The 26154-nt window shown below is 35.8% G+C and carries 27 protein-coding genes; 15 read left to right on the plus strand and 12 right to left on the minus strand.

The genetic code is table 11. The features are described from left to right. Positions 1-3 precede the first annotated feature (3 nt). The 5 genes from AC5YGI_RS19955 to AC5YGI_RS19975 all read left to right on the plus strand — a co-directional run bounded on the left by AC5YGI_RS19955 (position 4) and on the right by AC5YGI_RS19975 (position 2960). Positions 4-330, plus strand: coding sequence for an ArsR/SmtB family transcription factor (locus AC5YGI_RS19955; protein WP_496169414.1), 327 nt, complete (start codon positions 4-6; stop codon positions 328-330). A 234-nt stretch (positions 331-564) separates the two neighbouring features. After that, positions 565-1029, plus strand: a complete 465-nt coding sequence (locus AC5YGI_RS19960; protein ID WP_496169417.1) for an SRPBCC domain-containing protein — start codon at positions 565-567, stop codon at positions 1027-1029. A 240-nt stretch (positions 1030-1269) separates the two neighbouring features. Then, positions 1270-1848, plus strand: coding sequence for a YdeI/OmpD-associated family protein (locus AC5YGI_RS19965; protein WP_496169419.1), 579 nt, complete (start codon positions 1270-1272; stop codon positions 1846-1848). A 17-nt stretch (positions 1849-1865) separates the two neighbouring features. After that, a complete protein-coding gene (locus tag AC5YGI_RS19970; protein WP_496169421.1) occupies positions 1866-2264 on the plus strand; it encodes a DoxX family protein in 399 nt (132 codons plus the stop codon). Between the two features lie 141 nt (positions 2265-2405). Next, a complete protein-coding gene (locus AC5YGI_RS19975; protein ID WP_496169423.1) occupies positions 2406-2960 on the plus strand; it encodes a DUF4256 domain-containing protein in 555 nt (184 codons plus the stop codon). 10 nt (positions 2961-2970) lie between these two features. Here AC5YGI_RS19975 and AC5YGI_RS19980 read toward each other — a convergent pair whose 3' ends face one another. Beyond that, positions 2971-3411: a hypothetical protein gene (locus AC5YGI_RS19980; protein WP_446105767.1), complete on the minus strand. Its 441-nt coding sequence runs from the start codon at positions 3409-3411 to the stop codon at positions 2971-2973. Between AC5YGI_RS19980 and AC5YGI_RS19985 the strand changes: the two genes are divergently transcribed. Beyond that, entirely contained in the window at positions 3412-3729 is a 318-nt protein-coding gene (locus AC5YGI_RS19985) for an FAD-dependent oxidoreductase (RefSeq protein ID WP_496169516.1), read from the plus strand. Between the two features lie 142 nt (positions 3730-3871). On the opposite strand, the gene AC5YGI_RS19990 is transcribed toward AC5YGI_RS19985, so the two are convergent. The 6 genes from AC5YGI_RS19990 to AC5YGI_RS20015 all read right to left on the minus strand — a co-directional run bounded on the left by AC5YGI_RS19990 (position 3872) and on the right by AC5YGI_RS20015 (position 10005). Beyond that, positions 3872-4117: a hypothetical protein gene (locus tag AC5YGI_RS19990; protein ID WP_330746491.1), complete on the minus strand. Its 246-nt coding sequence runs from the start codon at positions 4115-4117 to the stop codon at positions 3872-3874. Positions 4118-4177: 60 nt separating this feature from the next. Continuing rightward, positions 4178-4519, minus strand: coding sequence for a helix-turn-helix domain-containing protein (locus tag AC5YGI_RS19995; RefSeq protein ID WP_446105766.1), 342 nt, complete (start codon positions 4517-4519; stop codon positions 4178-4180). 636 nt (positions 4520-5155) lie between these two features. Next, positions 5156-5296: a hypothetical protein gene (locus AC5YGI_RS20000; protein WP_496169426.1), complete on the minus strand. Its 141-nt coding sequence runs from the start codon at positions 5294-5296 to the stop codon at positions 5156-5158. Positions 5297-5366: 70 nt separating this feature from the next. Further along, on the minus strand, positions 5367-6332 hold the full coding sequence (locus AC5YGI_RS20005) for a hypothetical protein (RefSeq protein WP_330746494.1): 966 nt from the start codon (positions 6330-6332) through the stop codon (positions 5367-5369). Positions 6333-6713: 381 nt separating this feature from the next. Beyond that, entirely contained in the window at positions 6714-8132 is a 1419-nt protein-coding gene (locus AC5YGI_RS20010; RefSeq protein WP_496169429.1) for a hypothetical protein, read from the minus strand. Positions 8133-8484: 352 nt separating this feature from the next. Then, complete coding sequence (locus tag AC5YGI_RS20015; protein ID WP_330746496.1) at positions 8485-10005, minus strand: hypothetical protein; 1521 nt, start codon at positions 10003-10005, stop codon at positions 8485-8487. Between the two features lie 1329 nt (positions 10006-11334). Between AC5YGI_RS20015 and AC5YGI_RS20020 the strand changes: the two genes are divergently transcribed. Beyond that, positions 11335-11838, plus strand: coding sequence for a hypothetical protein (locus AC5YGI_RS20020; protein ID WP_330746497.1), 504 nt, complete (start codon positions 11335-11337; stop codon positions 11836-11838). 73 nt (positions 11839-11911) lie between these two features. Here the strand turns inward: AC5YGI_RS20020 and AC5YGI_RS20025 are convergent, their stop codons facing one another. Then, the gene (locus AC5YGI_RS20025) at positions 11912-12940 is read right to left on the minus strand and encodes a threonine aldolase family protein (protein WP_454510483.1); all 1029 of its coding nucleotides are present in this window, start codon (positions 12938-12940) and stop codon (positions 11912-11914) included. An 85-nt stretch (positions 12941-13025) separates the two neighbouring features. Between AC5YGI_RS20025 and AC5YGI_RS20030 the strand changes: the two genes are divergently transcribed. Continuing rightward, positions 13026-13679 (plus strand): metal-dependent transcriptional regulator, encoded by a 654-nt coding sequence (locus tag AC5YGI_RS20030; protein WP_330746499.1) that lies wholly within the window; start codon positions 13026-13028, stop codon positions 13677-13679. Positions 13680-13898: 219 nt separating this feature from the next. Further along, the gene (gene blaIND, locus AC5YGI_RS20035) at positions 13899-14627 is read left to right on the plus strand and encodes an IND family subclass B1 metallo-beta-lactamase (RefSeq protein WP_496169432.1); all 729 of its coding nucleotides are present in this window, start codon (positions 13899-13901) and stop codon (positions 14625-14627) included. A gap of 51 nt (positions 14628-14678) precedes the next feature. Here blaIND and AC5YGI_RS20040 read toward each other — a convergent pair whose 3' ends face one another. The 4 genes from AC5YGI_RS20040 to AC5YGI_RS20055 are packed head-to-tail and all read right to left on the minus strand — an operon-like array spanning position 14679 to position 19017. Next, positions 14679-15926, minus strand: coding sequence for an aminotransferase class V-fold PLP-dependent enzyme (locus tag AC5YGI_RS20040; protein ID WP_496169434.1), 1248 nt, complete (start codon positions 15924-15926; stop codon positions 14679-14681). Between the two features lie 27 nt (positions 15927-15953). Next, positions 15954-17093 carry a hypothetical protein gene (locus AC5YGI_RS20045; RefSeq protein ID WP_202840598.1) on the minus strand — a complete coding sequence of 380 codons (1140 nt, stop codon included), beginning with the start codon at positions 17091-17093 and terminating at the stop codon, positions 15954-15956. A 25-nt stretch (positions 17094-17118) separates the two neighbouring features. Continuing rightward, positions 17119-18021, minus strand: coding sequence for a TssN family type VI secretion system protein (locus AC5YGI_RS20050; RefSeq protein ID WP_110011562.1), 903 nt, complete (start codon positions 18019-18021; stop codon positions 17119-17121). Between the two features lie 54 nt (positions 18022-18075). Continuing rightward, positions 18076-19017 carry a type VI secretion system baseplate subunit TssG gene (locus tag AC5YGI_RS20055; protein WP_330746502.1) on the minus strand — a complete coding sequence of 314 codons (942 nt, stop codon included), beginning with the start codon at positions 19015-19017 and terminating at the stop codon, positions 18076-18078. Between the two features lie 461 nt (positions 19018-19478). Here AC5YGI_RS20055 and AC5YGI_RS20060 point away from each other — a divergent pair, with 461 nt between their 5' ends. The 6 genes from AC5YGI_RS20060 to AC5YGI_RS20085 all read left to right on the plus strand — a co-directional run bounded on the left by AC5YGI_RS20060 (position 19479) and on the right by AC5YGI_RS20085 (position 26002). After that, the gene (locus AC5YGI_RS20060) at positions 19479-20270 is read left to right on the plus strand and encodes a S1/P1 nuclease (RefSeq protein WP_110011560.1); all 792 of its coding nucleotides are present in this window, start codon (positions 19479-19481) and stop codon (positions 20268-20270) included. 330 nt (positions 20271-20600) lie between these two features. Continuing rightward, positions 20601-21467 carry a sigma-70 family RNA polymerase sigma factor gene (locus tag AC5YGI_RS20065; RefSeq protein WP_002979276.1) on the plus strand — a complete coding sequence of 289 codons (867 nt, stop codon included), beginning with the start codon at positions 20601-20603 and terminating at the stop codon, positions 21465-21467. Positions 21468-21651: 184 nt separating this feature from the next. Further along, positions 21652-22239, plus strand: coding sequence for a hypothetical protein (locus tag AC5YGI_RS20070; protein WP_330746504.1), 588 nt, complete (start codon positions 21652-21654; stop codon positions 22237-22239). Positions 22240-22254: 15 nt separating this feature from the next. Then, complete coding sequence (locus AC5YGI_RS20075) at positions 22255-22755, plus strand: GNAT family N-acetyltransferase (protein ID WP_330746505.1); 501 nt, start codon at positions 22255-22257, stop codon at positions 22753-22755. Between the two features lie 22 nt (positions 22756-22777). Beyond that, positions 22778-23896, plus strand: coding sequence for an FAD-dependent monooxygenase (locus AC5YGI_RS20080; protein WP_496169439.1), 1119 nt, complete (start codon positions 22778-22780; stop codon positions 23894-23896). A gap of 72 nt (positions 23897-23968) precedes the next feature. Beyond that, on the plus strand, positions 23969-26002 hold the full coding sequence (locus tag AC5YGI_RS20085) for a S9 family peptidase (RefSeq protein WP_496169443.1): 2034 nt from the start codon (positions 23969-23971) through the stop codon (positions 26000-26002). Positions 26003-26154: the final 152 nt, after the last annotated feature.

The following is a 26154-nucleotide window of genomic DNA, read 5'->3' on the forward strand; positions in this document are numbered from 1 at the left end:
ACGATGAATTTAAGAAGAGATGTATTTCAGGCAATTGCAGATCCTACGAGACGGTCTATATTGATGTTGGTGGCGGCACAGTCGATGACGGCGGGAGCTATCGCTTCCAATTTTGATACGGCAAGGCCTACCGTTTCAAAACATCTCCAGATCCTTACAGAATGCGAACTGCTGAGATCTGAACAAAACGGCAGAGAAATTATCTATCACCTTAATCCCAATAAAATGAAAGAAATAGCCGATTTTATAGAACCTTTCCGCAAAATGTGGGACGAAAAGTTCAACAAGCTGGAAAGTGTGATGAAAGCGTATCAGAATAGAGAGATGTGATGCGAGGTGCGAGATACGTGTTTCGGGGTGCAAAGTTCCGAGATAGATTGGATAATGAATTACAATTTAAAATCTAAAATACCTCGAATTTCTTACCTCGAACCTCGCAAACACAAAACCCCGGATCCGCAAAAAACAAACCCCGAACCCCCGAACCCCGAAACGCGTAACCCGCATCAAACTCTCCCACTCTAACACTCTCAAACCCTCAAACTTAAACACCAAACTCAACATATGGAACTTAAAACAAAAATCCACGCAGAAGACGACAAACAGGAAATCTTCATCATCAGAGAATTTGACCTTCCTGTAGAACTGCTTTTCAAGGCATATACAGAAGCTGAACTTTTCGAGCAATGGATGGGAACGAAAGTAACCAAATTCGAAAACAAACCGCACGGAAGTTATCGCTTCGAAACTTTAAATCCTCAAGGCGATGTGGTTTTCAGTGCCAACGGAACCATTCATGACATTGTTCAGAATGAGAAAATTATAAGAACTTTCCAGATGGAAAATACACCTTTTCCTGCTCAGATCGAGTTTTTAACATTTGAAAAATTAACGGATATCACCAGTAAAATAACCATTCAGACCATTTATAAATCTGTAGACTTCAGAGACCAGCACCTGAAAATGCCATTTGCACAGGGCATTAATATGGCGCATAACCGTTTGCAGGAATTGTTGGGTGGAAGGTAGCAGATTATAGATAATAGACGAAGAGATGATAGACAATGGGCAACAAGGCTCAAATTGTGAACATCAATGTCAATAGTGAATTTTGCTTTGCAAGTGAATCGTCAATGATCAGTGAAGGATAACAACTTTAAACATCAAACTTTAAACTTTAAACCCTTATACTCTCCCACTCTAATACTCTCAAACCCTCAAACCTAAACACCCCGAATCCCGCATCCCGTAACCCAAAAACCCAGAACTATGAATCCAAAAGTTAATTTTTTCTTCGAAAATGCCGGACAATGGCAGGAAGAATTTGAGAAATTAAGAACCATTGCTCTTAGTACAGAACTTACAGAAGATTTAAAATGGGGCTGTCCCTGTTATACTTATGAAGGGAAAAATATTTTCCTGATCCACGGTTTTAAGGAATATTGTGCGCTTCTCTTTTTTAAAGGAGCTTTAATGAAAGACCCGGACCATATGCTGATTCAGCAGTCTAAAAATGTACAGGCGGCCAGACAGATCCGCTTTACAGAGGTAGCGCAAATCAATGATCTGGAAGATGTTCTTCGTGCTTATATGTTTGAAGCCGTTGAAATTGAAGAATCGGGCGCAAAAGTGGAAATGAAGAAGACAAAAGAGTTTGAAATTGCTGAAGAGTTTCAGGAGAAGCTGGATCAAAATCCTGCATTACAGGAAGCTTTCAAAGCATTAGCCCCCGGAAGACAAAGAGCTTATCTGCTCCATTTTTCTTCTGCCAAACAGTCTAAAACCCGTGAAGCGCGCATTGAAAAATGCATTCCACAAATCATGGACGGAATAGGATTAAACGACTAACCATAAAAAAACAGATCATGAACACACCACAACCTTCACAAAAAAGAACAAAAATCATCTATTGGATATTCACCCTATGGATGGCTCTGGGCATGGTTTCAACAGCTATTGTCCAACTGATGAAAAACAAAGATGAACTGGCCAATTTTACCCATCTCGGCTACCCTTCTTATCTGATGACGATCATTGGAGTATGTAAAATTCTTGGCGTTATTGCCATATTAATCCCTAAACGACTAATACTGAAAGAATGGGCTTACGCAGGATTTTTCTTCGTGATGTCAGGCGCCGTCATTTCCCACCTTATCGTTGGCGATACAGCCGGCAGAACTTTTCCGGCAGTATTATTATGGGTACTGGTTATTATTTCCTGGTATTTCAGACCTGCAGAAAGAAAAATTACTATCGCTGATTAATCGTTTTAAAATTGAAATAAATAAATTTTATCGAAGATAAAATCTTTGCGCTTTAAACACTCTTCAATAACAAAACTTGCGCCTTTGCGATTTCCAACAACACAACACAACACAACACAACACAACACAACAAAATTTGACATGAAAAATAAACTAACCCCGGAACAAACCAACGAGCTTTTAAAAACATTAAAAACCCGTTTCGAAAAAAACATGAACCGTCATAAAGACCTGAAATGGGAAAAAATCCAGCAAAAACTGGAAGCCCATCCCGAAAAAATCCGCTCTTTATATGAAATGGAAACCACAGAAGGCGAACCCGACGTGGTAGATTATAATAAAAAAACAGATGAATATTCTTTCGTTGACTGCTCTCCCGAAAGCCCAAAACGCCGAAGCTTATGTTATGATTATCAAGCCTGGGAAGCCAGAAAGGCCAACAAACCTGAAAGCAATGTCATCGACACCGCTAAGGAAATGGGAATTGAACTTTTGACAGAAGAACAATACCGTCATCTTCAGGAATTGGGAAAATTTGACCAAAAGACTTCAAGCTGGATCAAAACACCACCACAGATCCGTGAACTTGGAGGTGCGGTTTTCTGCGACAGACGCTACAATACCGTATTTACGTATCACAATGGTGCAGATTCTTATTATGCAGCAAGAGGTTTCAGAGGAATATTAAAAGTATAAAGGAGAACAATCAAATGGGATCTCTCAGCCAGGGAGATTCCACACTCCAGAATATAATTTTTACGCCAAGATAGTTTTCAGCATATTCTGTAAATTCTTCTTTGGTGAAAGGCTTTTTAGTTTTCGGATTTGTATACGTCAAGGTCGGCTCCTGAACAGCCATTGCTACCAGAGAAAGCTTTCCTTTGTATTGATTAAAAAAGGGATAAGAATTTTTCATTTGGGCTTTCTTATCCGGAACAATATCCGGTCCGCCCAGTCCTATATTATTTTGGTAAGCAAAATCGAAAAGTCTGGACATGTATTGATGGTCATTTTCCCATTCACAGGGAAAGAAATTAACATACTGCAGAACGTAAGAATGGTGGAAAGCATTTCTTGCAAACTTTAGATTGTCCAATTCGGCCTGAAAATAACGGTCACAGCTGAAACCTGTCTTATCTTTCTTCATATCAGTGCTTCCGGCTACTCAGCAAAGGTCCGTAAAGAATTTGCATTAAAGCAATTAGCCGAACTTCTGGGTGAGAAAGCATTGGAACCAATCAGCTACTATGACAAAGTTTGGACGGATGAATATATTTCAGGAGGTCCTCAGATGATCAGCAGACCTCATCAAAACAACGGGCATCCGCTTTTACAGTTCGGATACCTTAATGATAAACTGTTCTTTTCCAACACGGAAACATCTGCGGAGTTTTCAGGTTATATGGAAGGAGCCGTTATTTCTGCAAAAAACATTGTTTCAACGTTGAAAAAATTTTGTTTATAAATTTTCTAAATTTTAATATTAATAGATTATAATTGATTTCTATTAAATAAGCGAGGTTGCCTGTATACAGACAACCTCGTTTACTTTAATAAGTATGTAAAATAATACTTAAATATCTGGCTTTAATTAATGAGTTCAGTAATTAATCAATAGTAACAGAATCAAATCCGGAAACTTGTAATTCATTAGGTATAGGAATGTAGGACCAACAAATTATATCCATTTTAAAACCTTCCACAGCCTGCCATTTCTGAAGCTCAAAGTCATAATAACCCAGATCAAAATTATCTAAATCTTTATCGTACAATAAAACAGTTCTGGAAAATTGCTCTCCTTCTACCTGGGTAGGAAATTGATCCACTGGATTAACTTTTAATTCTGCATTCATAATTATAGTTGTTCAAATAGTAAATCTAAAAGATTTGAAAAAAATTGATAAACCTAGGTTTTACATTTTATTCTTAAATACCTTTTTCCATTTAGTGATCGTATTACGACTGAGCTTAAAATAAGATGCTACTTGCGTATTATTAAGCTCATTAATTTTTTGAAACAATAGTATCTCTAAAATAGCTTTTTCATCATAAGATCTAAGTTTTTGATTAAAACTATCCGACTCATCACTGAAAAGTAAATAATTCAATTTAATCACATCTAATGCAGATAAAACTTTCTTTTGCAGGTATACTTCACATATAACTTTTTTTTCTGGATATTTTAGTTCAATAAGATCTTTGTAGATTCTATTATAATTGGGATATCTGTTCATTTCTGATATTTTTTTATCCATTTATACAAAGTTGTCTTAGGTATACAATATTCCTCAATAATTTGAGACTTTGTTTTGCTACCAGATGCAATCAGTTCTAAAATAAAATAAATGACTTCCTTTGAATAAATACTTTTTCTAAAAACTGGCAACTCTGTTTTATTCTTTGAAATCTGTGATCTTTTAGATGGTGAATACAAAATCAAATGTTGCGAATATATACGAAAAAAGTCATAGTCAGTTAATTTGGAAATCCTAAGTAATAAATCAGTGTCAATACTAGTCGACCTATATATTTGTTTTAAATCGGCTTCCATAATATTCAAAAAACTGCAGATACGGGATACTTCTATCCCGTTCTCTGCAATTTTCTGTTCTATCATTGGTCCAATCTGGATGGTTTTGAAATTCATAACAAAAATTAAATAGGCACATATGTAATAAAAAGTGTTGAGTCTGAAGCTGTCTTATACTGTTGATTTCCACTACGGAGACATCTCGATTCTATGGAAATATTACATCCTGTGGTAGTTACATTACCTGTTTTGACCGTTACTGGGCTTGCTGCTTCAGTTACATACACTATCGCCCCTTTAAGCTCACCCGTATATAATTGATCTTTTGCTTTTAACTGATTACCGGTAAGTCTTGGGGCTATTAAACCATCTGCCTTTTTATATCAGTTTCAAAACCATGAATATCGAGGCTTGCTTTGGGCTTTGAGATGTTGATCCCAATCTGAGAATACAGAAGCGTTCCATACAGAACCGCTCCTGTTTGAAATAATGTTTTTATCATTTATAGAGGTTATTGTGTTTTTTAATTTAAGAGTAGGAAGAAATAATTCTTGCCCCTGCAAATATTTTTATCAAGGCACAGACAATTGTTGTAATGAGAAATTTCTGGATTCCACTAATGAATTAGGATGAGCAATCTGGACACTTGTTGTAGGCTGATTACCTGCCCCATAATTCATAGTTAAGTAAATACGATCCCCTGCATTCAAATGCACAATGCAATTTACATTTATTGGAGTATTGGCAACCTGGGCAATTTCATTCATAATATTATTTCTGTTTCCACCTATAATGTTTGTCAGTGATGTCCCATTTTTTGTAATATTAAGGTTAATACCTGTCCATACATATATACCCGAAGGAGCTCCTCCACTAGAAAAATAGGCAGCGCCCTCTATTTTGTAAACACCGGATTCAATTATCTGCCAATAATCACCAGCATCATTCCAAGAGGCAGACCCCCCTTGGTTCACAATAAGGTTTCCAGAAGTAAACGGAATAATTTGAGGAATACTATTGTTAAAATTAGTAAGTGCTGTTCCCGTATAAGTAACAATATCTGTAGCCCCAAGTGCCGCAATTGTAGAAGTTGTTTTATCGATGAAAGTAGATAGCTCCCATGTTGTTCCTGACGTAGTACCTTTACTGATAAGCATTGCATAGCCGCCAGGATTCAATTTAAAGCTCGCCACTCCGGTACCACTTTGGTTATCTATCAGTTCCGAGCCGCTGGCAGCTACCGTCAGCTGCGCTGTACCTGTATTTTTAATATAATACACCCTGCCAAGTATATTTCCCTGTGCAGGAGCTGCAGCTGTTGCGATCGGCAATGTAAATGTTCCAGCCGTACTGCCACTGAATGCCATGTAAAAATCATTGATTCCTAAAGTAGCAGAAGTAGAGAAAACTTTATAAGTCCCTGCTAAAGAACCATTAATAGTTAAAGTACTACCTGGAATTGTAGTATTTATTCCAACTTGCGCATATAATATTGCGTTAAAAAGGAATAGGCTAAAGTAAATAAAAGTCTTTTTCATTTCGTTATTTTTTTAGAAAATTTTACATACCAAAATGTAAGTTACTATCTTACATTCAGGAATTCGCTAAGAAATCACTGTCTCTAATAATTGAGGGAAATTGACAGGAATATCCAAATTTTGCGATGTGCTAGATGTGTTTTCAGAATCTTTTAATTTTTGAACTTAAGTTTAATGTCTCAAAATAGACTGGATTTTGTTTTTTTCATTATTTCTTTGTTTTTTGATTAATAAAATTTAAATTGAATTCCTGAAGCAGCTCATTGTGGTTGACTGTGGAACAAATGTATTTAGTAAAAATCAAAAAATTCATACTGCATTTATACTTCAAAACACAAATAACTGATTATCAAATTAGTTGGTAAAAAAAATGAACTGAAGTCAGAAATCATTAATCCATTTATAGAGATCAATATCCCTGGAAAGGTTCAATTTCTTTCTGAGTCTATATTTTTTTGATTCAGCTGTTCTAACTGATATGTGATCATAATCTGCAATCTGTTTATTGGAAAAGTTCAGTTTAAGAAATGCACATAACTTCATATCATTTAAGTTCAGATCTGGATACTTCAAGATGAGGGCGTCATATAAATTTGGAAATGAATCTCTAAACTTAAGCATAAAAGACGGATCTGACTGCTTAGCCAGCGCGATCAATTCTTCATACGTGTATGATGATCTTTTTAAAGAACTTTCTGATTTATTTACTTCCTCTATCATCAAAGAATCCTTACTCTTTTTCCATTGTCTTGAAAATTTGAAAATAAAGTATCTGATGACCACCACCAAAACCAAACCCAAGATGATATATAAAAAAATAAGATTCTCTTCCTTTCCTTGTTCTGCCTGTTCATTATCTTTACTGTTAATAAGCAAATTCACTGCAGCATTATCTTCTTCCTGCAAGCGGTCATTAAGCACTGAATATTTTTTTAAATATTCATTCTCTAGTTTGGAAAGCTTTAAACCATTATAGGCTTCAGCAATTAATTTGTAAGATTCAAGAGTTCCGTTATCCAGGCGGGCTTCTGATGTAATATTTACTGAACTGATTAAATATTCTAGAGCTTTATTATAATCCTTCTTTTTAATGCTCAACTTTCCAAGAGCCCTAATTACATTAGCTTTACCTTCCATAGGAATCTGTTTGGTAATCAGCAGTTCATTTGCTTTATTAATATAAAATTCTGCAGAATCAATGTTTTTTCGCTTAAAATGCCTTTCAGCAATTGTAATATATAACATTGGCATAGGTAATTTCATACATTTCCGCTCATTACTGTAGACAGAATCCATAATTCCCAGATATTCAAAACTGTTTCTTTTCCAGTCATAAATGCTGTAAAGCCTATATTCCTTTTCTTTTTTATCTTTAATCTTGTGAGCTATCACAAAAGCATCATCAAAATATTTGATTGCCTGCTCGTGTAATCCCAGAGAATTATAGTTGGTACCATAAACAAAATATAGATATGACTTAAGTCCATAATCATCCTCATCCCCTAATTCCTTTTCTGCTTTTTCAAGCATCTGAAGACTCTCTTTGTTTTTTTTCATCACATTGAGTACAGTGGCAATATTCAGATAACCTCTTATTTCACCTTTTTTATAATGCAATTTTTGACATTCTTTCCGCAATTTAGTTTCTAATTGTACGATTTTATACAATTCACCACGCATAAGGAGTTTACTAACCGATTGGGTTTGCATACTGTCAATTTTAGCTATGGTGATTTGACATTGGAAATAACTGATTAGAAAAAATGACAGAACAAAAAAAATGTTTCGCAAATGAGTCATAGATATTAGAAGATAGGTTAAAATAAGTTGTAAGTAAATAGCTAGTAAATATAGTTTGAATGTCGTTTTTTTTCAGCTATTAATGGTTAAATATTTTTTATTCAGAGTTTCATGTTTTAAACTATTTTTGAAATAAATTATTGCCCTAAAAAGCATTTGGAAATATAAACAAATGTTTTTTTGATAGTTGTTTGCTATTGTCATCATAAAGAAGAATAGTACACTTAAAGTTTTGGTGAATAAAAAACAAAGTGTACTATAGCAACTAAAATTCACCTTTTTTCATATGACTTTCTAAACAGTAATTGATAAGTGTTACACAATTAATATATTTATTTTTATAGGATTTCACTTATAGTGCAGTATAAATAATATGCATAAATGCATCGTTATGATTATAGCTAGGTGCGCCAATACCTGCTTTACTCTCACAATAAATAACATCTCCTGCATTAAGCAACTTTACATACGTTCCAGATAGTATATAAATATTTCCTGCCTGAGGAGCCCCGCCGAAAGTCCAAGTACCATTACCTGCATGGATATAAAGTCCATAATTTGGTGGACTAGAAGCATTTTCCAGTCTTACTCCAGCTACAATATGATATATTCCTGTTTTGGCTACTGTATAGCTGCTATTAGCAGAGTTCCAAGTACCTGCGCCTGCAGAATTAATATTGACCGTCCCAAATATAACTCTGTTAGCAACACCATTTCCAGGCAGAGTTGCACTACTGGCAAATTGCTCAGCATTAAAAACATTATTTGGAGTTTTTAAGGTGTTAATAAAGTCATTACTGGTAATCTGTGAAATAACTCCAGTTCCGTCAGAAAGCAACATATTAGAACTTCCAAGCGTAGTTTGTGTCGGTAACGAGCGAAACCTAGCATTGCCATTTACATCCAATGTGTTGGTTGGAGCATTGGTTCCTATACCAAGCTTTCCAAACTCATCTAATGACATTTTAGGGCCGCTCGCATTTCCGCTAGTGTAGAAATCCATTTGCGAACCCAAAGTCGTTGGAGAATCTGCTTTTGATACCGCAATAGCTCCTAATGTCCAACTGCCAGTATTAACATAACCATTAAAATTAAGAAATCCTGCAAGTTGCCCAACCGGAATATTAGTGTTGCCATTATATCTAGTCAAACTAATACTTGCTGCATTAGTACCTGTGGAATTGATCATAACGTTAGTTTGAGCGGATTCAAACTTTCCATTTCCTCTTACATCAAGCTTCTCAGTCGGTGCTGAAATACCTACTCCAACTCTATTATTGGCGGCATCTACTGAAAAAGTATTTCCGGCTACAGAGAATGCATTAGGCTGAGTTGCAGTAAATGCCAAAGTATTGGCTCCCTGTGTTACGATTCTGTTACTGCTAAGTGTACCATCTGCAGTATAAATATTGACAGGAGTTGCACCTACAGTTCCTCCATCAGTAGATCTCCATCCTCCATTGCTGTAGACAAATTCCAGAGCTTTTGAATTTGGGATTGTAACCCCATTAAGTGTGGCACCAAAACCACCTGACGTGTTGTTAAAAATAACAAGTCTCTGTCCAGCATTGGGTGCTGTTGGGGCTGAAATTGAAACAGTTGCTGTAGCAGACCCTGTAAGTTTCACCTGACTTATATTAGCCGGAACGGCAGCCGTATTGCCAGCAACATTTACTGCTGTTTCACGATTGGTGATGGCTCCATTAACATCAAGTGTGGTACCTGGTGTTGTCGTATTAATTCCTACATTGCCAGTTTGTGCAAATAAAGATAGACTTACTAATGACAAACCAATTGAAAATAAATTTTTTGTGTTCATTTTTGAATATGTTTTTGTTAAGGGATAATTTAAATATCTGTCTATATCAAGCATTCAGTTCTTGTTTAAATGGCTTTGTACTTATTCCAACTTGGGCTAAATACAATCCGTAAAAAAGAATTATCAGAAGAAGGTAATTTCTTACCTTTCTAATGGGTTCAATTTTTTTTAAAATAGTCGGGAGTTATGATTTAGATGTGTAATAAAATTATAAGAATTTCTTTCATCAATCCTTACTGCATTTATACTGCAAATTATACATATTTGATTTTCAGCACAATTAACCAATAAGATAGCGATTTGATATCTAATAATTAATCTAAAACTTGTTTCTTACATGATTAACTGAAAGCAAAATGTCCTATTCAGCCAGAATGACTAAATGTTGCTTTCACTGATTTTGAGAAATACACAATACTGACAATTAGCCTGAAATTGAGCAATTTGAGTTGTAAATCTGTATCATAATAATCTCAGTATAAAAGCAGTAATACTTTTCTGTTTTAATTGGATTAATTTTTTCTGGAATTGAACAAGTCAGCTAGTATATCCACCGTACAGATTCACTAGAATTTAGCCATTTTCAAAAGATAGTAACAACCGGCCCAATTTTACACCTACTCTAGTATTGATCCTTCAGAGAACTGAAATGTAACAATTAATTTATCCAGCAAAAAGTTGTCCCTGGCGATGATACAAAAATTATAAATCATGACTTCGGAAACGGAACCGTTACTATAAATGACTTGTACTTCATTCCTTTCACTGACTTGGATCTATTGATTATTTAGAACATATCCACATCAATTTTAGTTCAACAAATCAAAACCCTTTATACGACAGAACTTGACGTATTAAAAAGTTATCCACCAAAAGTAATAAAATAAAAAAACCTACTGGGACATTAGGAGGTTGAATACATCTCATCCGATATTGAAGTAATCGAACACTTAAATATATACCTCTAAAAATGAGAGTCAACTACAGATTTATTAGTTCATAAATAATCCACAATATTCACAACTGACTAGTCCTGAAAAAAGTTGACCTTTTTGAACTTTCCATAACTCAATGTTTTATAGTTAAAATTAAATTTAATTGAGTTACGAGACAGCATGAAACATAACGCAAAACATTGAATTACATTTACTTTTTTAAAAAAAACCTAAAAAAAATGGTAATGATTTGGTAACCTGCTTTTTCATTTAGAACTTCTTTAAGTAGCTTTTCATTGCACCATTCCAATTTTACTATTCTCCTAAAATCCTTTATTTATGTGAGATTTCACCCGTTTTTACATTTTCTGAGAGTTCAGGACTTTTAATATATGAATACTATTATTATTTTAGCAGAATAGAAATTTGATTTTTAACAATGAAGGATATGAAAAAATTAATCTTACTGGGTGCTGTATCAGCTTTTTTAATCAACTGTAATAAGAAAACTGAAGCTCCGGCTCCCAAAGTGGAAGCAGATACCATTGCTGTGGAAGAACCGGTAATTGATACCCTTGGGCCAAAATCGTTCTGTTATATCGGGGTTACAGGAAAAGACAGTGTTTTTGCTTCTATTGATGACAATTTAGGAACAATCACCGGAAAATTATCTTATAAAAACAGTGAAAAAGACAGCTCAAAAGGAGATGTAACAGGTTTCAAATCGGGAGACACCCTGAAACTAACCTATGAATTCAGTTCTGAAGGGAAAAAGAGCAAAAGAGATATTTATTTCCTGCAGAAAGATAATATTTTAACAGAGGGTATTGGTGATCATAAGGAAGAAGACGGACAAACCAAATATGCTGACGAGAAAAAAATCAGCTATAAAGATGGACAGAAGCTAAGCCCTGCAGACTGTAAAGTCGTCAATGAAGCTTTGAAAAAATAATTCATTATAAAATAAAAAAAGGCTGTCTCGAAAGTCCGCTAGTGGATTTTTGAGACAGCCTTTTCATTTTATGCTAGTTCTGTTCAATCATTTCAATAAAACGGTTCACAGCGTCATCTCCTGTACTCCACGAAGTAATAAGACGAATGGCGGAAAAATTTTCATCTACTTTTTTCCAGACATAGAATTCAAATTTTTCAGATAATACCTCTATAAGCTGGTTACTGAGAACAGGAAAAATCTGGTTGGTATAAGTGTCTGAAAGAAATTCAGTTCCTCTTTTTTGCAAAGCTTTCTTAATCTTCATGGCCTGCTGATTGGCATGTTGTGCCAGCTCAAAATACAGGTTATCCTTCATCAGCTCTGAAAACTGGATTCCCAACAGTCTTCCTTTTGCAAGTAACGCTCCTTTTTGTTTGATATTAAAAGCAAAATCTTCCTGTAGTGCAGGATTATTGATTACTATTGCCTCTCCTATCAAAGCTCCGTTTTTCGTTCCTCCAAGATAAAAAACATCGGTAAGAGCAGCTACTTTTTCCAGGGTAAGATCACTGATCTCTGCTGTCAGCCCATGTCCAAGTCTTGCTCCATCCATAAACAGGTATAATTTATTTTCCTTACAAAATGCGGAAAGCTCTTCCAGTTCTTTTGCCTGATAGATTGTTCCCAGCTCTGTAGAATTGGAAATATAAACCAGTTTAGGCATCACCTGATGCGGTACATTCCTGTGTCCCTCTAAAATTGGAACAATATCTGATGGTTTTATTTTACCGTCTGCCGTTTCGATGCTCAGTACTTTATGACCTGTGGCTTCAATAGCTCCGGTCTCGTTATTCAGGATATGGCCTGAAGAGGCAGAAATAACACATTGATAAGGTTTTAAAACAGCAGAAATAACAATTAAATTGGCCTGTGTTCCTCCGGAAACAAAATAAATATCCGAATGCTGATTATTGATTTTCTCCTTAATCAAAGCTTTGGCCTTCAGTGAAAATTCATCTTCGCCATAGCCGGCCTGCTGAACAAGGTTATGCTGTAAAAGTGCCTGTAAGATAGTAGGGTGACAACCCTCAGAATAGTCGTTTTTGAATGAAAATTTCATAGAGTAAAAGTAAAAAAAGTTAAAATAACAAGAGCGAACTTTTCATTTTATTTTGTTAGATTTGTAGTGAAAATCATCTAACATTTTGAGAACAACCCTAACAGAAGAGAATTACCTGAAAGCTTTGTTTCATTTAGTTGACAATGAAGGAAAGGTTACGATTAATGAACTCAGCAAATTTTTGAATGTAAAAATGCCGAGTGTCAATAACATGATGAAGAAATTTGCCGAGAAAAAATGGGTGGTCTATGAGACTTACAAACCGTTGATCGTTACAGAAAGCGGAAGACGTGAAGCTGCGCTGGTGGTTCGTAAACACAGGCTTACCGAAATGTTTCTGGTTAAAAAGATGAATTTCGGCTGGGAAAACGTTCATGAGATTGCAGAACAGCTTGAGCATGTACATTCTCAAATCTTTTTTGATAAAATGGATGAAATTCTGGATCATCCTAAGTTCGATCCTCATGGTGAACCTATTCCTGATAAAGATGGTAATATTATCGCCCAGGATTTACAAAAATTAAGCATTTGTGAACCAGGAGAAACGGTAACTTTTGCTTCTGTTACTCTTTCCGACGATGCTTTCCTTACGTATCTGAACGACAGGAAATTGCTGCTCAATACCAAAGTGAAAATTGTAAAAATAGAAAGTTTTGATAAATCAATGACGATAGAAATTGAGGGTAAAACAGAAATTTTAAGCAAAAAAGCTACTGAGAAAATACTCGTTAAGAAATAAACCATTACAACTGAAAAAGCAAACCTCACAGGTTTTTGAAACCTGTGAGGTTTGATATTCATACCAATCTGTATTTACCCTATTCCTCAAACTGTTAAAAAAGGGTTAAACTCTATTTCTATAAATACCGGAGATTTATTTTTAGTTAGGTTTGCAAAACAATCTACAGACTTTGTCATTTCTGACAAATACAAACATTAATTATTACTCAAAAAAATTATGAAAAAAAGCATTCCGTTTTTTATTATTTCGATGTTGCTAAGCCCATTGGCAAACGCTCAGGATACTCAGGTAAGAGATTTTGTCATTGAACCTCAGATTCAGCCCAATTTTTATATTTACAAAACTTTTGGAGTATTCGGAGGAAAAGAATATTCTACCAATGCGGTGTATCTGGTAACCAAAAAAGGAGTTGTTTTATTTGATGTTCCATGGCAGAAAACCCAGTATCAAAGTTTGTTGGATACCATTCAAAAAAGACATAACCTTCCAGTTATTGCCGTATTTGCCACCCATTCGCACGAAGACAGAGCCGGAGATTTAAGCTTTTATAATAAGAAAGGGATCAAAACCTACGCTACAGCGAAAACCAATGAGCTTTTGAAGAAAGATGGAAAAGCTACCTCTACCGAACTTATCAAAACAGGAAAACCTTACCGTATCGGTGGTGAAGAATTTGTAGTAGACTTTCTTGGGGAAGGGCATACAGCCGACAATGTAGTAGTATGGTTCCCTAAATATAAAATACTGGACGGAGGTTGTCTTGTAAAAAGCAAAGCAGCCGTTGATCTTGGCTACACCGGAGAAGCCAATGTTGCAGAATGGCCGAAAACCATGACAAAACTTAAAAACAAATATTCACAGGCAACTTTGATTATTCCCGGACACGATGAATGGAAAGGAGGCGGACACGTAGAACATACGCTTGATCTTCTGAACAAAAAATAATTAGAAGCGCCCTGGCGAATGCCAGGGCGCTTCTAGTTTAAAACCATCATGTTAATGGTTACTGTTTTTTAAAAGCTGTGAAACCCTTTCAATTTCTTCCATTGTATTGAAGTAATGAGGTGATAAACGGATCGCATGATCTACATTTTTAGAGGTAAAATCTATTAAGGCATCCTGTCTGCGGTTTTCCTTAAAAAATACATTATTATCACTCAAAGCCTTATGAATTTTTTCAACCTTTCCATCTTCCTGGCAGAAAGTAACAATACTGCTTAATCTGTTTCCCTGATCCAACACTCTGAAACCGTAGTTCTGCAGATTGATTCTTAAAGTATCTGCCAACTTGCGGTTATAGCTTTCAATCTGATCCATTCCAATCGCATTGGCATAGCGTAAAGCCTCTGCAAATCCAGCCAAAGCAGCATAAGGTCTTTCAAAAAGTTCAAATCTTTTAGCAGTATCGTTGAGCTGAAAATCATCAAATGATGTCCATTGAGCTCCAAAACTATCTAAAAACAGAGGATACATCTTCTGGTTTAATACTTTATCTGAAACATATAAAAATCCTGTCCCTCTGGGCCCTCGCATAAATTTCCTTGCGGTTGCCGTCAGAAAATCACAATGGATTTTTTCTACATCCACCACGATCTGTCCTACAGACTGACAGGCATCCACAAGATACAGAACATCATACTGTTTACATAACTTCCCCACTCCTTCCACATTCTGAATTAAACCGGAATTGGTCGGAATATGAGTGACAGCAATTAATTTCGGATTATGTTTTTTAATTAATCTTTCAAAGTCTTCCAGATCCAATTCATGGTCAGGAAGATTGGCCACTCTGATGATTTCAATACGGTATCTTTTCTGCAAAGAAATAAAAGCAATCTGATTGGAGATATAATCATCATTGGTGGTAATGATACAGTCACCTTCTTTAAAATCAATACTGGATAAAGCTTTTGCATATCCATCCGTAGAACTGCTTACAAATGCTATGTTGGAAGGTTTTGCATTAATCAGTTCTGCGGTTTCATCATAAAACTGATTGATGAGACCTGTGTTTTTAGTTGCGGCTGTATAGCCTCCAAACTCCTGTTCTTCATATAAAAACTTAATGGTAGTGTCCACAACAGATTTAGGCATTAATGATGCGCCTGCACTGTTTAAAAATATCTTATCCGAACATCCCGGAGTATCCTGTCTTATAACCTCTAAATTCATTTTATCAATCCTTACAACAAATGTACTTTTAATTTTTCCTAAATACGACCATAAAAAATCCCGAATTTTCATCCGGGACTTTATTTTTAATTAATGATTTTAATCTAAAACACTCCAACCTCTTTTTGGGTTCGTGTTCGTGGATACTTCCTGCTCATTAACGATAATATTTTCTTTTCTCTGACCGATATAATCAAGCTCGCTCAGTTTAGAGAAGATAATTTCAAGGCTTCTCAACATCTGTTGAATATAAAGCAATGGTTCACCACAATTATGGTGGTCATAATTCGTTTCTGCTACGATAGAAAGCTGGTTCAGTAAGGTATGAGGGGCAATTTCACTCCATTCCAAACTGTAGTTCAGCATTTCCTCCAGTTCTGCCGGAACAAGAAGCTGGGTTGAATTGTATAAATGAAGCGCCAGTCTTGCAAAAGACTCAATTAAAAATACAGGTGGCTGCCATGGTGTAATATTTCTGAACTGGAAATACATATCACCAAAAGTATTGATCATGGTAGTACACAAGAACTTAACGTTTTGTGCTAAAGCTGTATTCTGATTCTTGTGAGAAGCTTTCTGGATAATTTTAAAAGCATACTGCTGAAGGTTTCCGATAGATTTTGCATAACTGCTGTAATAATCTACCAAAGCCGGATGACTCTGCACAGAAGTACAAGGCGGGATAAAGTTGGAATCCACCTGTGCAATATTTCCTTTTAAATCTACCTTACCGATAATAAGATAATTTCCTCCTGAGTAGCTGCTGTTCAAGGATGTTACAGGAAGCAGTTCAATATGATGATTAGGCTGTGCACTTGGGTGGCGTGGTGGAATTTCTTCAGGATCAATATCGCCGAAAGGTACTTTATCAAAAGGATTTACAGAGATCAGAATATAATATTCCCCGTCTGCCTGCTCTTCATTCATTGATTTCGCCAAAGACTTCACACTGATTCTTCGGTCTGTAAGTTCAATACGGTATCCAGCCATGGTAACGGCGCTGCAACGCTTGATTACAAGCTGTACATCATTGGTTGCCGTATTGTGAACATCAAAAATGGTACGGTCTGTAAATTCATTGGAAATAGGCAGAAGCCCGTAGTTATATGTAGTAATTCCAAGGGAATTAGAATCTCTGATGGTATCAATTAAGAAATTATCCTGATCATTAAGGTGTCTCTGGGAAACTTTCATCCCATCCACCCAATTGATGGCAAAATGTTTAATAGGCTGTATCATGTTTAATACTTTTTAATTTTTTGTGTTATGATTTTCTTGTGACTCCCTCCTCTTCATGCTGAATAACTCTCTTACAAATCACCACTTCATTTTCAGAAATGTTGTTTGTCGTAATGTCGTGGTCGAAATCTATATATTTTCTAAAACTGAAAAACGATTTTTTGGTGTAAAAGATCCAGTAGTAAGGCTCATTTCCTTCGTCTGAAAGATGAATAATGGAACCCGGATTTTTATGATTGTAATCATCTACTACCCTGTAGAACCAGTCTCCGAAAGTAACTCCGGTAGGAAGTGTTTTGGCTTTAATTCTGAAACGGTTGGTATCTTCCAATTTTTTGCTCAGTTCAACATTCAGGACCATTAATCTGTCAAAATCGGCACCTTCAAAATCAGGCAGTTTCTGCTCCGGAGAATATCTCCACGTTTTATAAATATCAAAAGGAATGCTGATAAACTGAATATAGCAGTAATAAAAAACCATCGGAACCACAAAGATCACCATACTTGTCGCTGCCATTACAGCATATCCTGTACCTTTACTCATCAGGTTGAAGAGCAGTGTAAAAAGATATCCGCCCAAAGCGATACATGTCAGAGAAAGGATAGATTCAAACAGAATACTCATTGCCAGAGAATCGATGTGCTTTTTGAAATATTTATGCAGCAGATTCACATGAATAATCCCAAAAATAAGATAGATCACCTGTGCAATAAGATACCAGTACGGATTAAAAAGGTTTCCTGCAAACCCAAAAACACCCGGAATAGCCAGACATAAGCTGCAGAGCAGTACGTATATAATAATTACTTTAATTTTTATCGCAGGTTTATTTCTCCTGATTACACCGAGTATAACCATCATAATAATAGCGATTAAAGGCATTAAGATATACCTTAGAAAAATACCTTTTACTGAAGAAATTTCCATTTGTTTCTTTTCGAATTTATACTTTGTTGGTAGTTGTAAATATAATAAAATAATTTAGAGGAATGTAGAGTATCCAAGGCGGCTGGCATTTCTTTCATCGTCCTCAAGACTGAATGAATATTCCTTCTTTTCCGTGACAAAATTCTCCTCTACATCCACTGTTACAGGAAGAAAATAATCATACAGAGCATGAAGCACATTTCTGAACGGACTTCCCGGAATATACTTCTTCATATCCCCATAAGGAATAGGACCAATATTCACCACCCAGTTTCGCTGCCCGTCCATATGAGGTCCGCTTGGAATATAGGTGACGCCCAATCTTGAATTTCCCAGCAGCATGGAATCATCGTTTTTCTCAATTCCGTCAATAATATTAGGTGAAAAACTTACTTTTACCGGTACCTGCAGAAAAGCAGTCATACATCTTTCAAACCATCTTTTGTCTCCTCTGATCTGATGGAAAAACGGTAAAATATGCATGAAAATATAAGCACTCTGCTTGTCCAGCATTTTTATCAGAGGCCAAAGCTCACTCACTGTTTCCAGCAAAGAATCTGTATTGCTTGTAATATCAAATTCTGACTCTTTAAGCAAAGCACTTATTTCTGTAAAAAATACTTCCAGCTCAAAAGGCCGGAAAAACTTACGGGCATCATCTTCTACCCTTTTCTGCTTCCGGATTTCTCTTACTACAGTATCTACATTTTTTCTGGAAGCTCCGAGAGACGGCGGATGGAATAAACCTTCCGGAAGATAGTCATAAATGCCTTCCCTGTAAGTCTCTATAGTAAAAACTTCCTCATCAAATCCTAAATAACTGCTTGAAATACTTTTAATATCTTTCAGGTAAGCACGGTCGTTTACGCCCACACGCTCAATGAAGATATTGCTTACTGCACGATGGTATTTCAAGAGGTTTACAGCCACAGCTTCAGCCTTAAAGTCTGTCTGCAGCTTATTGTAATGCATATCTACAATATTATTCTCATACATAGTGTTTCCTCTGATTATGACTTGTAAAGATAATATATCTCATAAGTTTGAAAAAATATTTTTACAACAATTTTATCCTAAAAATAATAATTTATTGACATTAATAGGAATAATTTTCTACAAATTCCGTGAAAATACGGTAAACAGCCTATTTATTTGCTTTTTTAAATTTAAAATTAACTATTCAGAATCAATCGATTAAAGGGTTTTCATTTATCGTTTAAAGTTCAAGGTTTAAAATTTAAAGTTTAAGGTTGTGATTCAGATTTTACATTGTAATCCTTATTGTTCTCTCCTGTTACCTTTATTACCGGAAAAATTCAAGCCGTCAAACCTACTGTAATTGCTTCTTTTATTTAAATTAAATTTTATTAACATCATCATATGGAATAAATTCAGGATAAAGCATGCTCATTCCGAAAGCGGGCCGTATCTTTGCAGACTGAAAATTGTTATTTAAAATGAAAAGTATTTATTCTAAAATTCTGATTTTAGCATTCATGGCCTCTTCACTTTATTCTTATGCGTGGGGATTGACGGGACACAGAGTGATTGCAGACATTGCACAAAACCACCTTTCCCGCAAAGCAAGAAGAGAGATTAAAAAGATCATGGGAAAAGAACGTCTCGCTTACTGGGCAAACTGGCCGGATTTTATCAAATCTGATACAACAGGCGCATGGAAGCAGGCTTCATCATGGCATTATGTAAACATTGATCCGATGACTGATTTTAAAGCTTTCGAACAAAACTTAAAAGCACAGGCGGGACCAAGCCTTTATACTCAGGTAAATACCCTTTCCAGCCAGATCAAAGATAAAAACACTTCTGAAAAAGACAGAAAAATTGCTTTGATCTTTCTTATTCACATTATGGGAGATCTTGCTCAGCCTCTACACGTAGGAAGAGCTGAAGATTTAGGTGGAAACAAAATCAATGTTACCTATTTCGGGGAAAAAACAAATTTACACTCTGTTTGGGATGGAAAATTAGTAGATTCTCAAAAATACAGCTACACTGAATATTCTAAACTTCTGGATATCAAATCTAAAGAAGAAGTAGCACAGATTCAGTCCGGAACCCTGGAAGACTGGTTGTATGATTCTCATAAAATCGCCAACAAAATCTATGCACAGACTCCAAACGATTCTAAATTAGCTTACGACTACCAGTACAAGTTTAATGAAACGATGGAAAGACAGCTTCTATACGGTGGATTGAGACTGGCAAAAGTATTGAATGAGCTTTTCTAAGTAGATTTCGAGTTGCGGGTTTTTAATCCAATATAATTTAAAATATAACTCTTAAATATAAAAACGGGACTTTGGTTTCGTTTTTTTTTGTTTAAGGTTTAAGGAAATTATGAAATTTGTAAATGAATTTACCTCTTTTAGAATTTATATTTATTTTTTAAACTATAAACCAAAATACACAACAATTTAGTTATCAGTTATTTAATCTATTATTAAAAAATCATTAATACATTTTATAGTATACTTTGCACAAAAATATTAAATCTTGTGTAACCTTTTTACCTTTTCATACGTATATATTATAGTAACTCTTTTTTGAGGAAAAAATAAATGAGACAATTAAAAATCACTAAGCAGGTTACCAACAGGGAAACTGCTTCATTAGACAAGTATTTGCAGGAAATTGGTAAAGTGGAACTGATTACTGCGGACGAGGAAGTAGAATTGGCACAAAGAATACGTGCAGGCGACAGAGCCGCACTTGAGAAATTAATCAAAGCCAACCTTCGTTTCGTAGTATCTGTATCTAAGCAATACCAAAATCAGGGTCTTTCTTTACCCGATTTGATCAATGAAGGTAACTTAGGATTAATGAAAGCGGCAAAAAGGTACGATGAAACTAGAGGTTTCAAATTTATCTCTTATGCAGTATGGTGGATCCGTCAATCAATTTTACAGGCATTGGCTGAACAGTCAAGAATTGTAAGATTACCATTGAACAAGATTGGATCTATCAACAAAATCAATAAAGCATACGCTCACCTTGAACAGGAAAATGAAAGACCACCTTCTCCGGAAGAATTGGCTGAAGTTCTTGACATGAGCGAGGAAGATATCAAAGAATCTATGAAAAACTCCGGAAGACACCTGTCTATGGATGCGCCTTTGGTAGAAGGTGAAGATTCTAATCTTTATGATGTATTACGTTCAGGAGAATCTCCAAGCCCTGATAAAGATCTGATGCTGGAATCTCTGCAAATTGAGATTGAAAGAGCATTGAATACTTTGACGCCAAGAGAGGCTGATTTAGTAAGATTGTACTTCGGACTGAACGGAAAACACCCAATGACTTTAGAGGAAATTGGTGAAACTTTCGATCTTACAAGAGAGAGAGTTCGTCAGATCAAAGAAAAAGCAATTAAGAGACTAAAACACAATACCAGAAGCAAGATCCTTAAATCTTACCTGGGTAAATAATTTTAGCGTAAAAATTTTATAGGCGGAGTCTGGTTTCAGGCTCCGTTTTTTTTGGATGTAACATTTTTCAAAGTTTGTTCAACTAATTAAAATCATATCTTTTAATCCCTTGTGGTAGCATTGAAATGATTAATTTTAGTTGCTTTGGATATGATGATGATTTTCAACTAAAACAAAACATACTATGAAAAAAATACTCTTCGCTTCTATTCTGGCTTTATCTCTACTTTCCTGCAGTGAAAGTAAATCACAAAATGATATTGTAGAAAAAGCCGCTGAGAATACAGAATCCAGTATTCCTATAAAACGACTAAGCAAAACCCAGGATATATTTAATGGCATCTATGATGAAAAAATCAAAAATGATAAGGAAATTAAGAAAGTAGATGAAAAAATATCTTTAATGCAAGAAGATGCTCATAAAATGCAAGGTATATATAGTAGCCTCATTTCTAATTCAGAAGATTATTATTTGATTGCAAAAAATGAAGCAAAATCTATTAACGATTCGGTTCTACGAAAGGAAATGATTAAGCTCATCGAAGAAAGTTCAGATAAGTATTATCAAAAGGTTCAAAAAATAAAAGATCTTAAGCATAAAATTAATCGTAACAAGCAAAGTATTTATAGCTTATACGCTGCCTTCAAAATCAGAAAAACCCTTCCCGAAATTGAAAAATACCAGAATGCCCATCCTCTGAAAACAGATAGTCTCAATCAATTTATCAACAAGCAGAATAAGCTGCTGCAAGAGCTGAAAAATTTAAAATAGAAACCATTACACCTCATGAAATATACTACCCAATGGCTTACCGATAAAAGCCGCGTGAAAGAACTTGTAGACTTTTTTATTACCCATAAAACAGATGCTTATATTTCTCATGGCGAAATGATGTCCGGCAGAGCGATAGACTCTCACCACTGGAATCCTGATCTTGAACTGATCCTGACAGAACAGCTGATCACCGATTTTAATTCCGATGGCAGTTCCAAACTGAATATTCTGGTTGCAGAAAATGAAAACGGAGAAATTGTCGGTATGATGGTTTTCAACGTCATCAACAGTCCATTTAAAAAATATGCCATTCTGGAGGACATGCTCCTGGATCAATCTGTGAGAGGGCAATCCCTTGGAAGCAAACTGCTGGAGAAAGCTATTCAAGAATCTAAAAACTGGAATATCAGTTTTATTTTACTGGAAAGTGGAGTCAATAATCATGGCGCTCACAACTTTTTCAGTAAGTACGGTTTCAAAAAAGTGTCGGAGAGTTATATTTTAAGTGTATAAATTAAAATCCAGGTTCTAACTTATGAACACCATTTCAATTATCGGAGCCGGAATAGGAGGACTTACCCTCGGAAATGTACTGAAACAGCATCAGTATGATTTTACGATCTATGAATCTGCGCCTGAAATAAAGCCTGTAGGAGCAGGAATTATGATGGCCGTCAATGCAATGCAGATATTCGATAAATTAGGTTTAAAAGAAAAAATTGAAAAAGCAGGTAATAAAATTCACAGGATTGTTATTACTGATGAATCTTTAAAGACTATTTCCAAAACGGAGATTAACAAACTGGAAGCCCTGTACAATTCCTGTAACGTTGCGATTCACCGGGCAGAGCTTCAGAAAATTCTGGCAGAAAATTTAAACCCAAATTCTATACAGCTCAACCATCCATTACAAAAAATAAAGAAAGAAGAAAACTATATTCTGAATTTTGAAAATGGAACCGAGATTGAAAGTCAGATTGTTTTCGGTGCTGATGGCATAAAGTCTTCTGTCAGAAATCAGATCATGAAAACCGGCATAATAAGGGATTCAGGGCAGAAATGCTGGCGCGGCCTGGTAGATTTTGATCTGCCGGAGAAACATCATCAGGAAGCTGTTGAGCTATGGGGAAAAGGAAAACGTTTCGGTTTTGTAAAAATTTCTGATAAAAAGGTCTACTGGTATGCCTGTATCAATGAGAAAAGTTTCGGAAGATATTTGCAGATTGAAGACATTTTCTATGATTTTGATCCGTTGGTGTTAAAAATCATTGGAGCCACCAGGCATGAGAACATCATCTGTAACCCAATTTCCGACCTCGCTCCTATTCCTCAGTGGTATTCTGAAAGCCTCTGTCTGATTGGTGATGCGGCCCATGCCACAACACCTAATATGGGACAAGGCGCCTGCCAGGCCATTGAAGATGCCTACATCATTGGAAAATTGCTGGAAGATCATCAGGATTTCAATGCTATTTTCAAAAAGTTTCAAAGTACCAGAAGGAAAAAGGTAGATTATATTGTCAGTACAAGCCGTACCATCGGAAAGGTTTCTCAATGGAAAAAAGGAAATTCCCTCCGGAATTTTCTGTTGGGTTTAATTCCGGAAAGTATAAATCAGAAAATGGCAAAAAGAATTATAGAACTGGAAATGTAGGCCATTATTGTAAGAATCAATAAAAATTAAAAATCATCAACAATTTATTAATAACAACTAAAACTTAAAAACATGAAAAAAATCTTTTATGTATTGCTCCTGCTCATAGGAGTACATACAGCACGAGCACAGGAAGTCCCGGTACTGGACAGAGTTTTATTCTTTGGTAACCCGGAAATTGCCGGAGGACAGCTAAGTCCCGATGGGAAATGGATTTCCTTTACAAAAGAATATGAAGGGATTATGAATATCTGGGTAAAAAAAATTGATGAACCTTTTGAAAAAGCACGTCCTTTAACAAACAGCAAACGCCCGTTGAATGGATATTTCTGGACAGAAGACGGAAAATATATTCTGTATGTAAAAGATAATAACGGGGATGAAAACATGAATATTTTTGCAGTAGATCCTATGGCAAAAGTAACAAAAGGAGTTCCGGAATCAAGGAATATTACACCGCTTAAAGACGTAACTGCAAGCATCTACATGGCAAGCAGAAAAGATCCCGATCTGCTGATGATTGGACTGAATAACCGCGATAAAGCATGGCATGATCTGTATTCGGTGAAAATTTCTACAGGAGAACTGAAAAAGATTTACGAAAATAAAGACCGTATCACCAGCTATGAATTTGACTGGGATGAAAAATTGAGAGTTCTTTCCAAAACGGATGATAAAGGAACGACACAGTTTTTTTATAAAGAAGGTGATAAACTGACTCCTATTTACGAAACCCTGGTAACGGAAAGTGCTTATATTTCCAACTGGAACGAGGATAACTCCAAGTTTTACCTGGTAACCAATAAAGGAGATCTTGATAAATCTGCACTATTCCTGATGGATCCGAAAACAAAACAGATTACAAAAATAGAAAGTGATCCTAAAGATAAAGTAGATTTCGGAGGACTGTTCCTGGACAGAAATACAAGAAAAATGATCTACACTTCTTACACCGGAGATAAAACAGAATATTACTGGAAAGATAAAGCCTGGGAAGCTAACTACAAATTCCTGCAAAGTAAATTCCCTGGAAGAGAGGTTGGTTTTGCAAGTTCTACCAATGATTATTCTAAGTTCCTGGTTTCTGTAGGAGGAGATAAATATGCTTCAGAAGCCTATTTCTTCGATGCAAAAACAAAACAGCTGATATTCCAGTATACCCCAAGAACAGAACTGAAAAAAGTTGAAAAATACCTGGCGGCCATGACTCCTATCAGCTATAAAAGCAGTGACGGACTTGAAATTCCGGCTTACCTGACTCTACCTGTAGGTTCTTCTGGAAAGAATGTTCCTGTTGTGGTTTTAGTACACGGAGGCCCGAAAGGTCCGAGAGATTATTGGGGATATAACTCAACCGTACAGTTTTTAGCCAACAGAGGATATGCTGTACTTCAGCCTAACTTCAGAGCAAGTGGCGGTTATGGTAAAAAGTTCCAGAATGGCGGAGATCTTCAGTGGGGAAAACTGATGCAGGATGACATTACCTGGGGCGTAAAATATCTGATCGATCAGGGAATTGCAGATAAAAACAAAGTGGTGATCATGGGAGGGAGCTATGGAGGCTATGCAACGCTGGCCGGGCTGGCTTTCACTCCGGATGTATATGCTGCGGGAGTAGATATCGTAGGACCAAGTAACCTATTTACCTTGCTGGATTCTGTTCCTGCTTACTGGGAATCTGCCCGTGCATTCCTTTATGGGATGGTAGGTGATCCAAAAACGGAGGAAGGAAAAAAGCGCATGCATGATGCAAGCCCACTATTCAGTGTAGATAAAATCAATAAACCATTATTGATTGTTCAGGGAGCTAATGATCCAAGAGTAAAGCAGGCTGAAGCAGATCAGATTGTCATCGCTCTTCGTGATAAAGGTAAAAAGGTAAACTACATTCTTGCTGATGATGAAGGCCACGGATTCCGTAAACCTGTAAACAGCATGGCGATGTATGCTGAAACCGAAAAATTCCTTGCAGAAGTAATCGGAGGAAGATATCAGAAAGAAATGCCTGAAAATGTGGCAAAGCGTCTGAAGGAAATGACGGTTGATATTTCAAAAGTTACTTATACGCCAGCAAAGACTGAAAAAGCCGTCGGAGCTTCTAAATAAAAGCATCTTATATATTACATAAAGCCATCTCGTGAAAATGAGGTGGTTTTTGTTTTTAGCTAAATTATTAACATTTTTCTTATAAAAAATTATACTCATCAATTACATAAAACCAACACATTACATTTGAATATTAATAATAAAATTACTAT

It is taken from the genome of Chryseobacterium sp. CS3K3.1 (genome assembly GCF_059515165.1).

Bases quoted from the DNA above. Each gene is read 5' to 3' on its own strand.
- AC5YGI_RS19955 (WP_496169414.1), top strand. From the start codon at position 4: ATGAATTTAAGAAGAGATGTATTTCAGGCAATTGCAGATCCTACGAGA.
- AC5YGI_RS19960 (WP_496169417.1), top strand. From the start codon at position 565: ATGGAACTTAAAACAAAAATCCACGCAGAAGACGACAAACAGGAAATC.
- AC5YGI_RS19965 (WP_496169419.1), top strand. From the start codon at position 1,270: ATGAATCCAAAAGTTAATTTTTTCTTCGAAAATGCCGGACAATGGCAG.
- AC5YGI_RS19970 (WP_496169421.1), top strand. From the start codon at position 1,866: ATGAACACACCACAACCTTCACAAAAAAGAACAAAAATCATCTATTGG.
- AC5YGI_RS19975 (WP_496169423.1), top strand. From the start codon at position 2,406: ATGAAAAATAAACTAACCCCGGAACAAACCAACGAGCTTTTAAAAACA.
- AC5YGI_RS19980 (WP_446105767.1), bottom strand. From the start codon at position 3,411: ATGAAGAAAGATAAGACAGGTTTCAGCTGTGACCGTTATTTTCAGGCC.
- AC5YGI_RS19990 (WP_330746491.1), bottom strand. From the start codon at position 4,117: ATGAATGCAGAATTAAAAGTTAATCCAGTGGATCAATTTCCTACCCAG.
- AC5YGI_RS19995 (WP_446105766.1), bottom strand. From the start codon at position 4,519: ATGGATAAAAAAATATCAGAAATGAACAGATATCCCAATTATAATAGA.
- AC5YGI_RS20000 (WP_496169426.1), bottom strand. From the start codon at position 5,296: ATGATAAAAACATTATTTCAAACAGGAGCGGTTCTGTATGGAACGCTT.
- AC5YGI_RS20005 (WP_330746494.1), bottom strand. From the start codon at position 6,332: ATGAAAAAGACTTTTATTTACTTTAGCCTATTCCTTTTTAACGCAATA.
- AC5YGI_RS20010 (WP_496169429.1), bottom strand. From the start codon at position 8,132: ATGACTCATTTGCGAAACATTTTTTTTGTTCTGTCATTTTTTCTAATC.
- AC5YGI_RS20015 (WP_330746496.1), bottom strand. From the start codon at position 10,005: ATGCTTGATATAGACAGATATTTAAATTATCCCTTAACAAAAACATAT.
- AC5YGI_RS20020 (WP_330746497.1), top strand. From the start codon at position 11,335: ATGAAAAAATTAATCTTACTGGGTGCTGTATCAGCTTTTTTAATCAAC.
- AC5YGI_RS20025 (WP_454510483.1), bottom strand. From the start codon at position 12,940: ATGAAATTTTCATTCAAAAACGACTATTCTGAGGGTTGTCACCCTACT.
- blaIND (WP_496169432.1), top strand. From the start codon at position 13,899: ATGAAAAAAAGCATTCCGTTTTTTATTATTTCGATGTTGCTAAGCCCA.
- AC5YGI_RS20040 (WP_496169434.1), bottom strand. From the start codon at position 15,926: ATGAAAATTCGGGATTTTTTATGGTCGTATTTAGGAAAAATTAAAAGT.
- AC5YGI_RS20045 (WP_202840598.1), bottom strand. From the start codon at position 17,093: ATGATACAGCCTATTAAACATTTTGCCATCAATTGGGTGGATGGGATG.
- AC5YGI_RS20050 (WP_110011562.1), bottom strand. From the start codon at position 18,021: ATGGAAATTTCTTCAGTAAAAGGTATTTTTCTAAGGTATATCTTAATG.
- AC5YGI_RS20055 (WP_330746502.1), bottom strand. From the start codon at position 19,017: ATGTATGAGAATAATATTGTAGATATGCATTACAATAAGCTGCAGACA.
- AC5YGI_RS20060 (WP_110011560.1), top strand. From the start codon at position 19,479: ATGAAAAGTATTTATTCTAAAATTCTGATTTTAGCATTCATGGCCTCT.
- AC5YGI_RS20065 (WP_002979276.1), top strand. From the start codon at position 20,601: ATGAGACAATTAAAAATCACTAAGCAGGTTACCAACAGGGAAACTGCT.
- AC5YGI_RS20070 (WP_330746504.1), top strand. From the start codon at position 21,652: ATGAAAAAAATACTCTTCGCTTCTATTCTGGCTTTATCTCTACTTTCC.
- AC5YGI_RS20075 (WP_330746505.1), top strand. From the start codon at position 22,255: ATGAAATATACTACCCAATGGCTTACCGATAAAAGCCGCGTGAAAGAA.
- AC5YGI_RS20080 (WP_496169439.1), top strand. From the start codon at position 22,778: ATGAACACCATTTCAATTATCGGAGCCGGAATAGGAGGACTTACCCTC.
- AC5YGI_RS20085 (WP_496169443.1), top strand. From the start codon at position 23,969: ATGAAAAAAATCTTTTATGTATTGCTCCTGCTCATAGGAGTACATACA.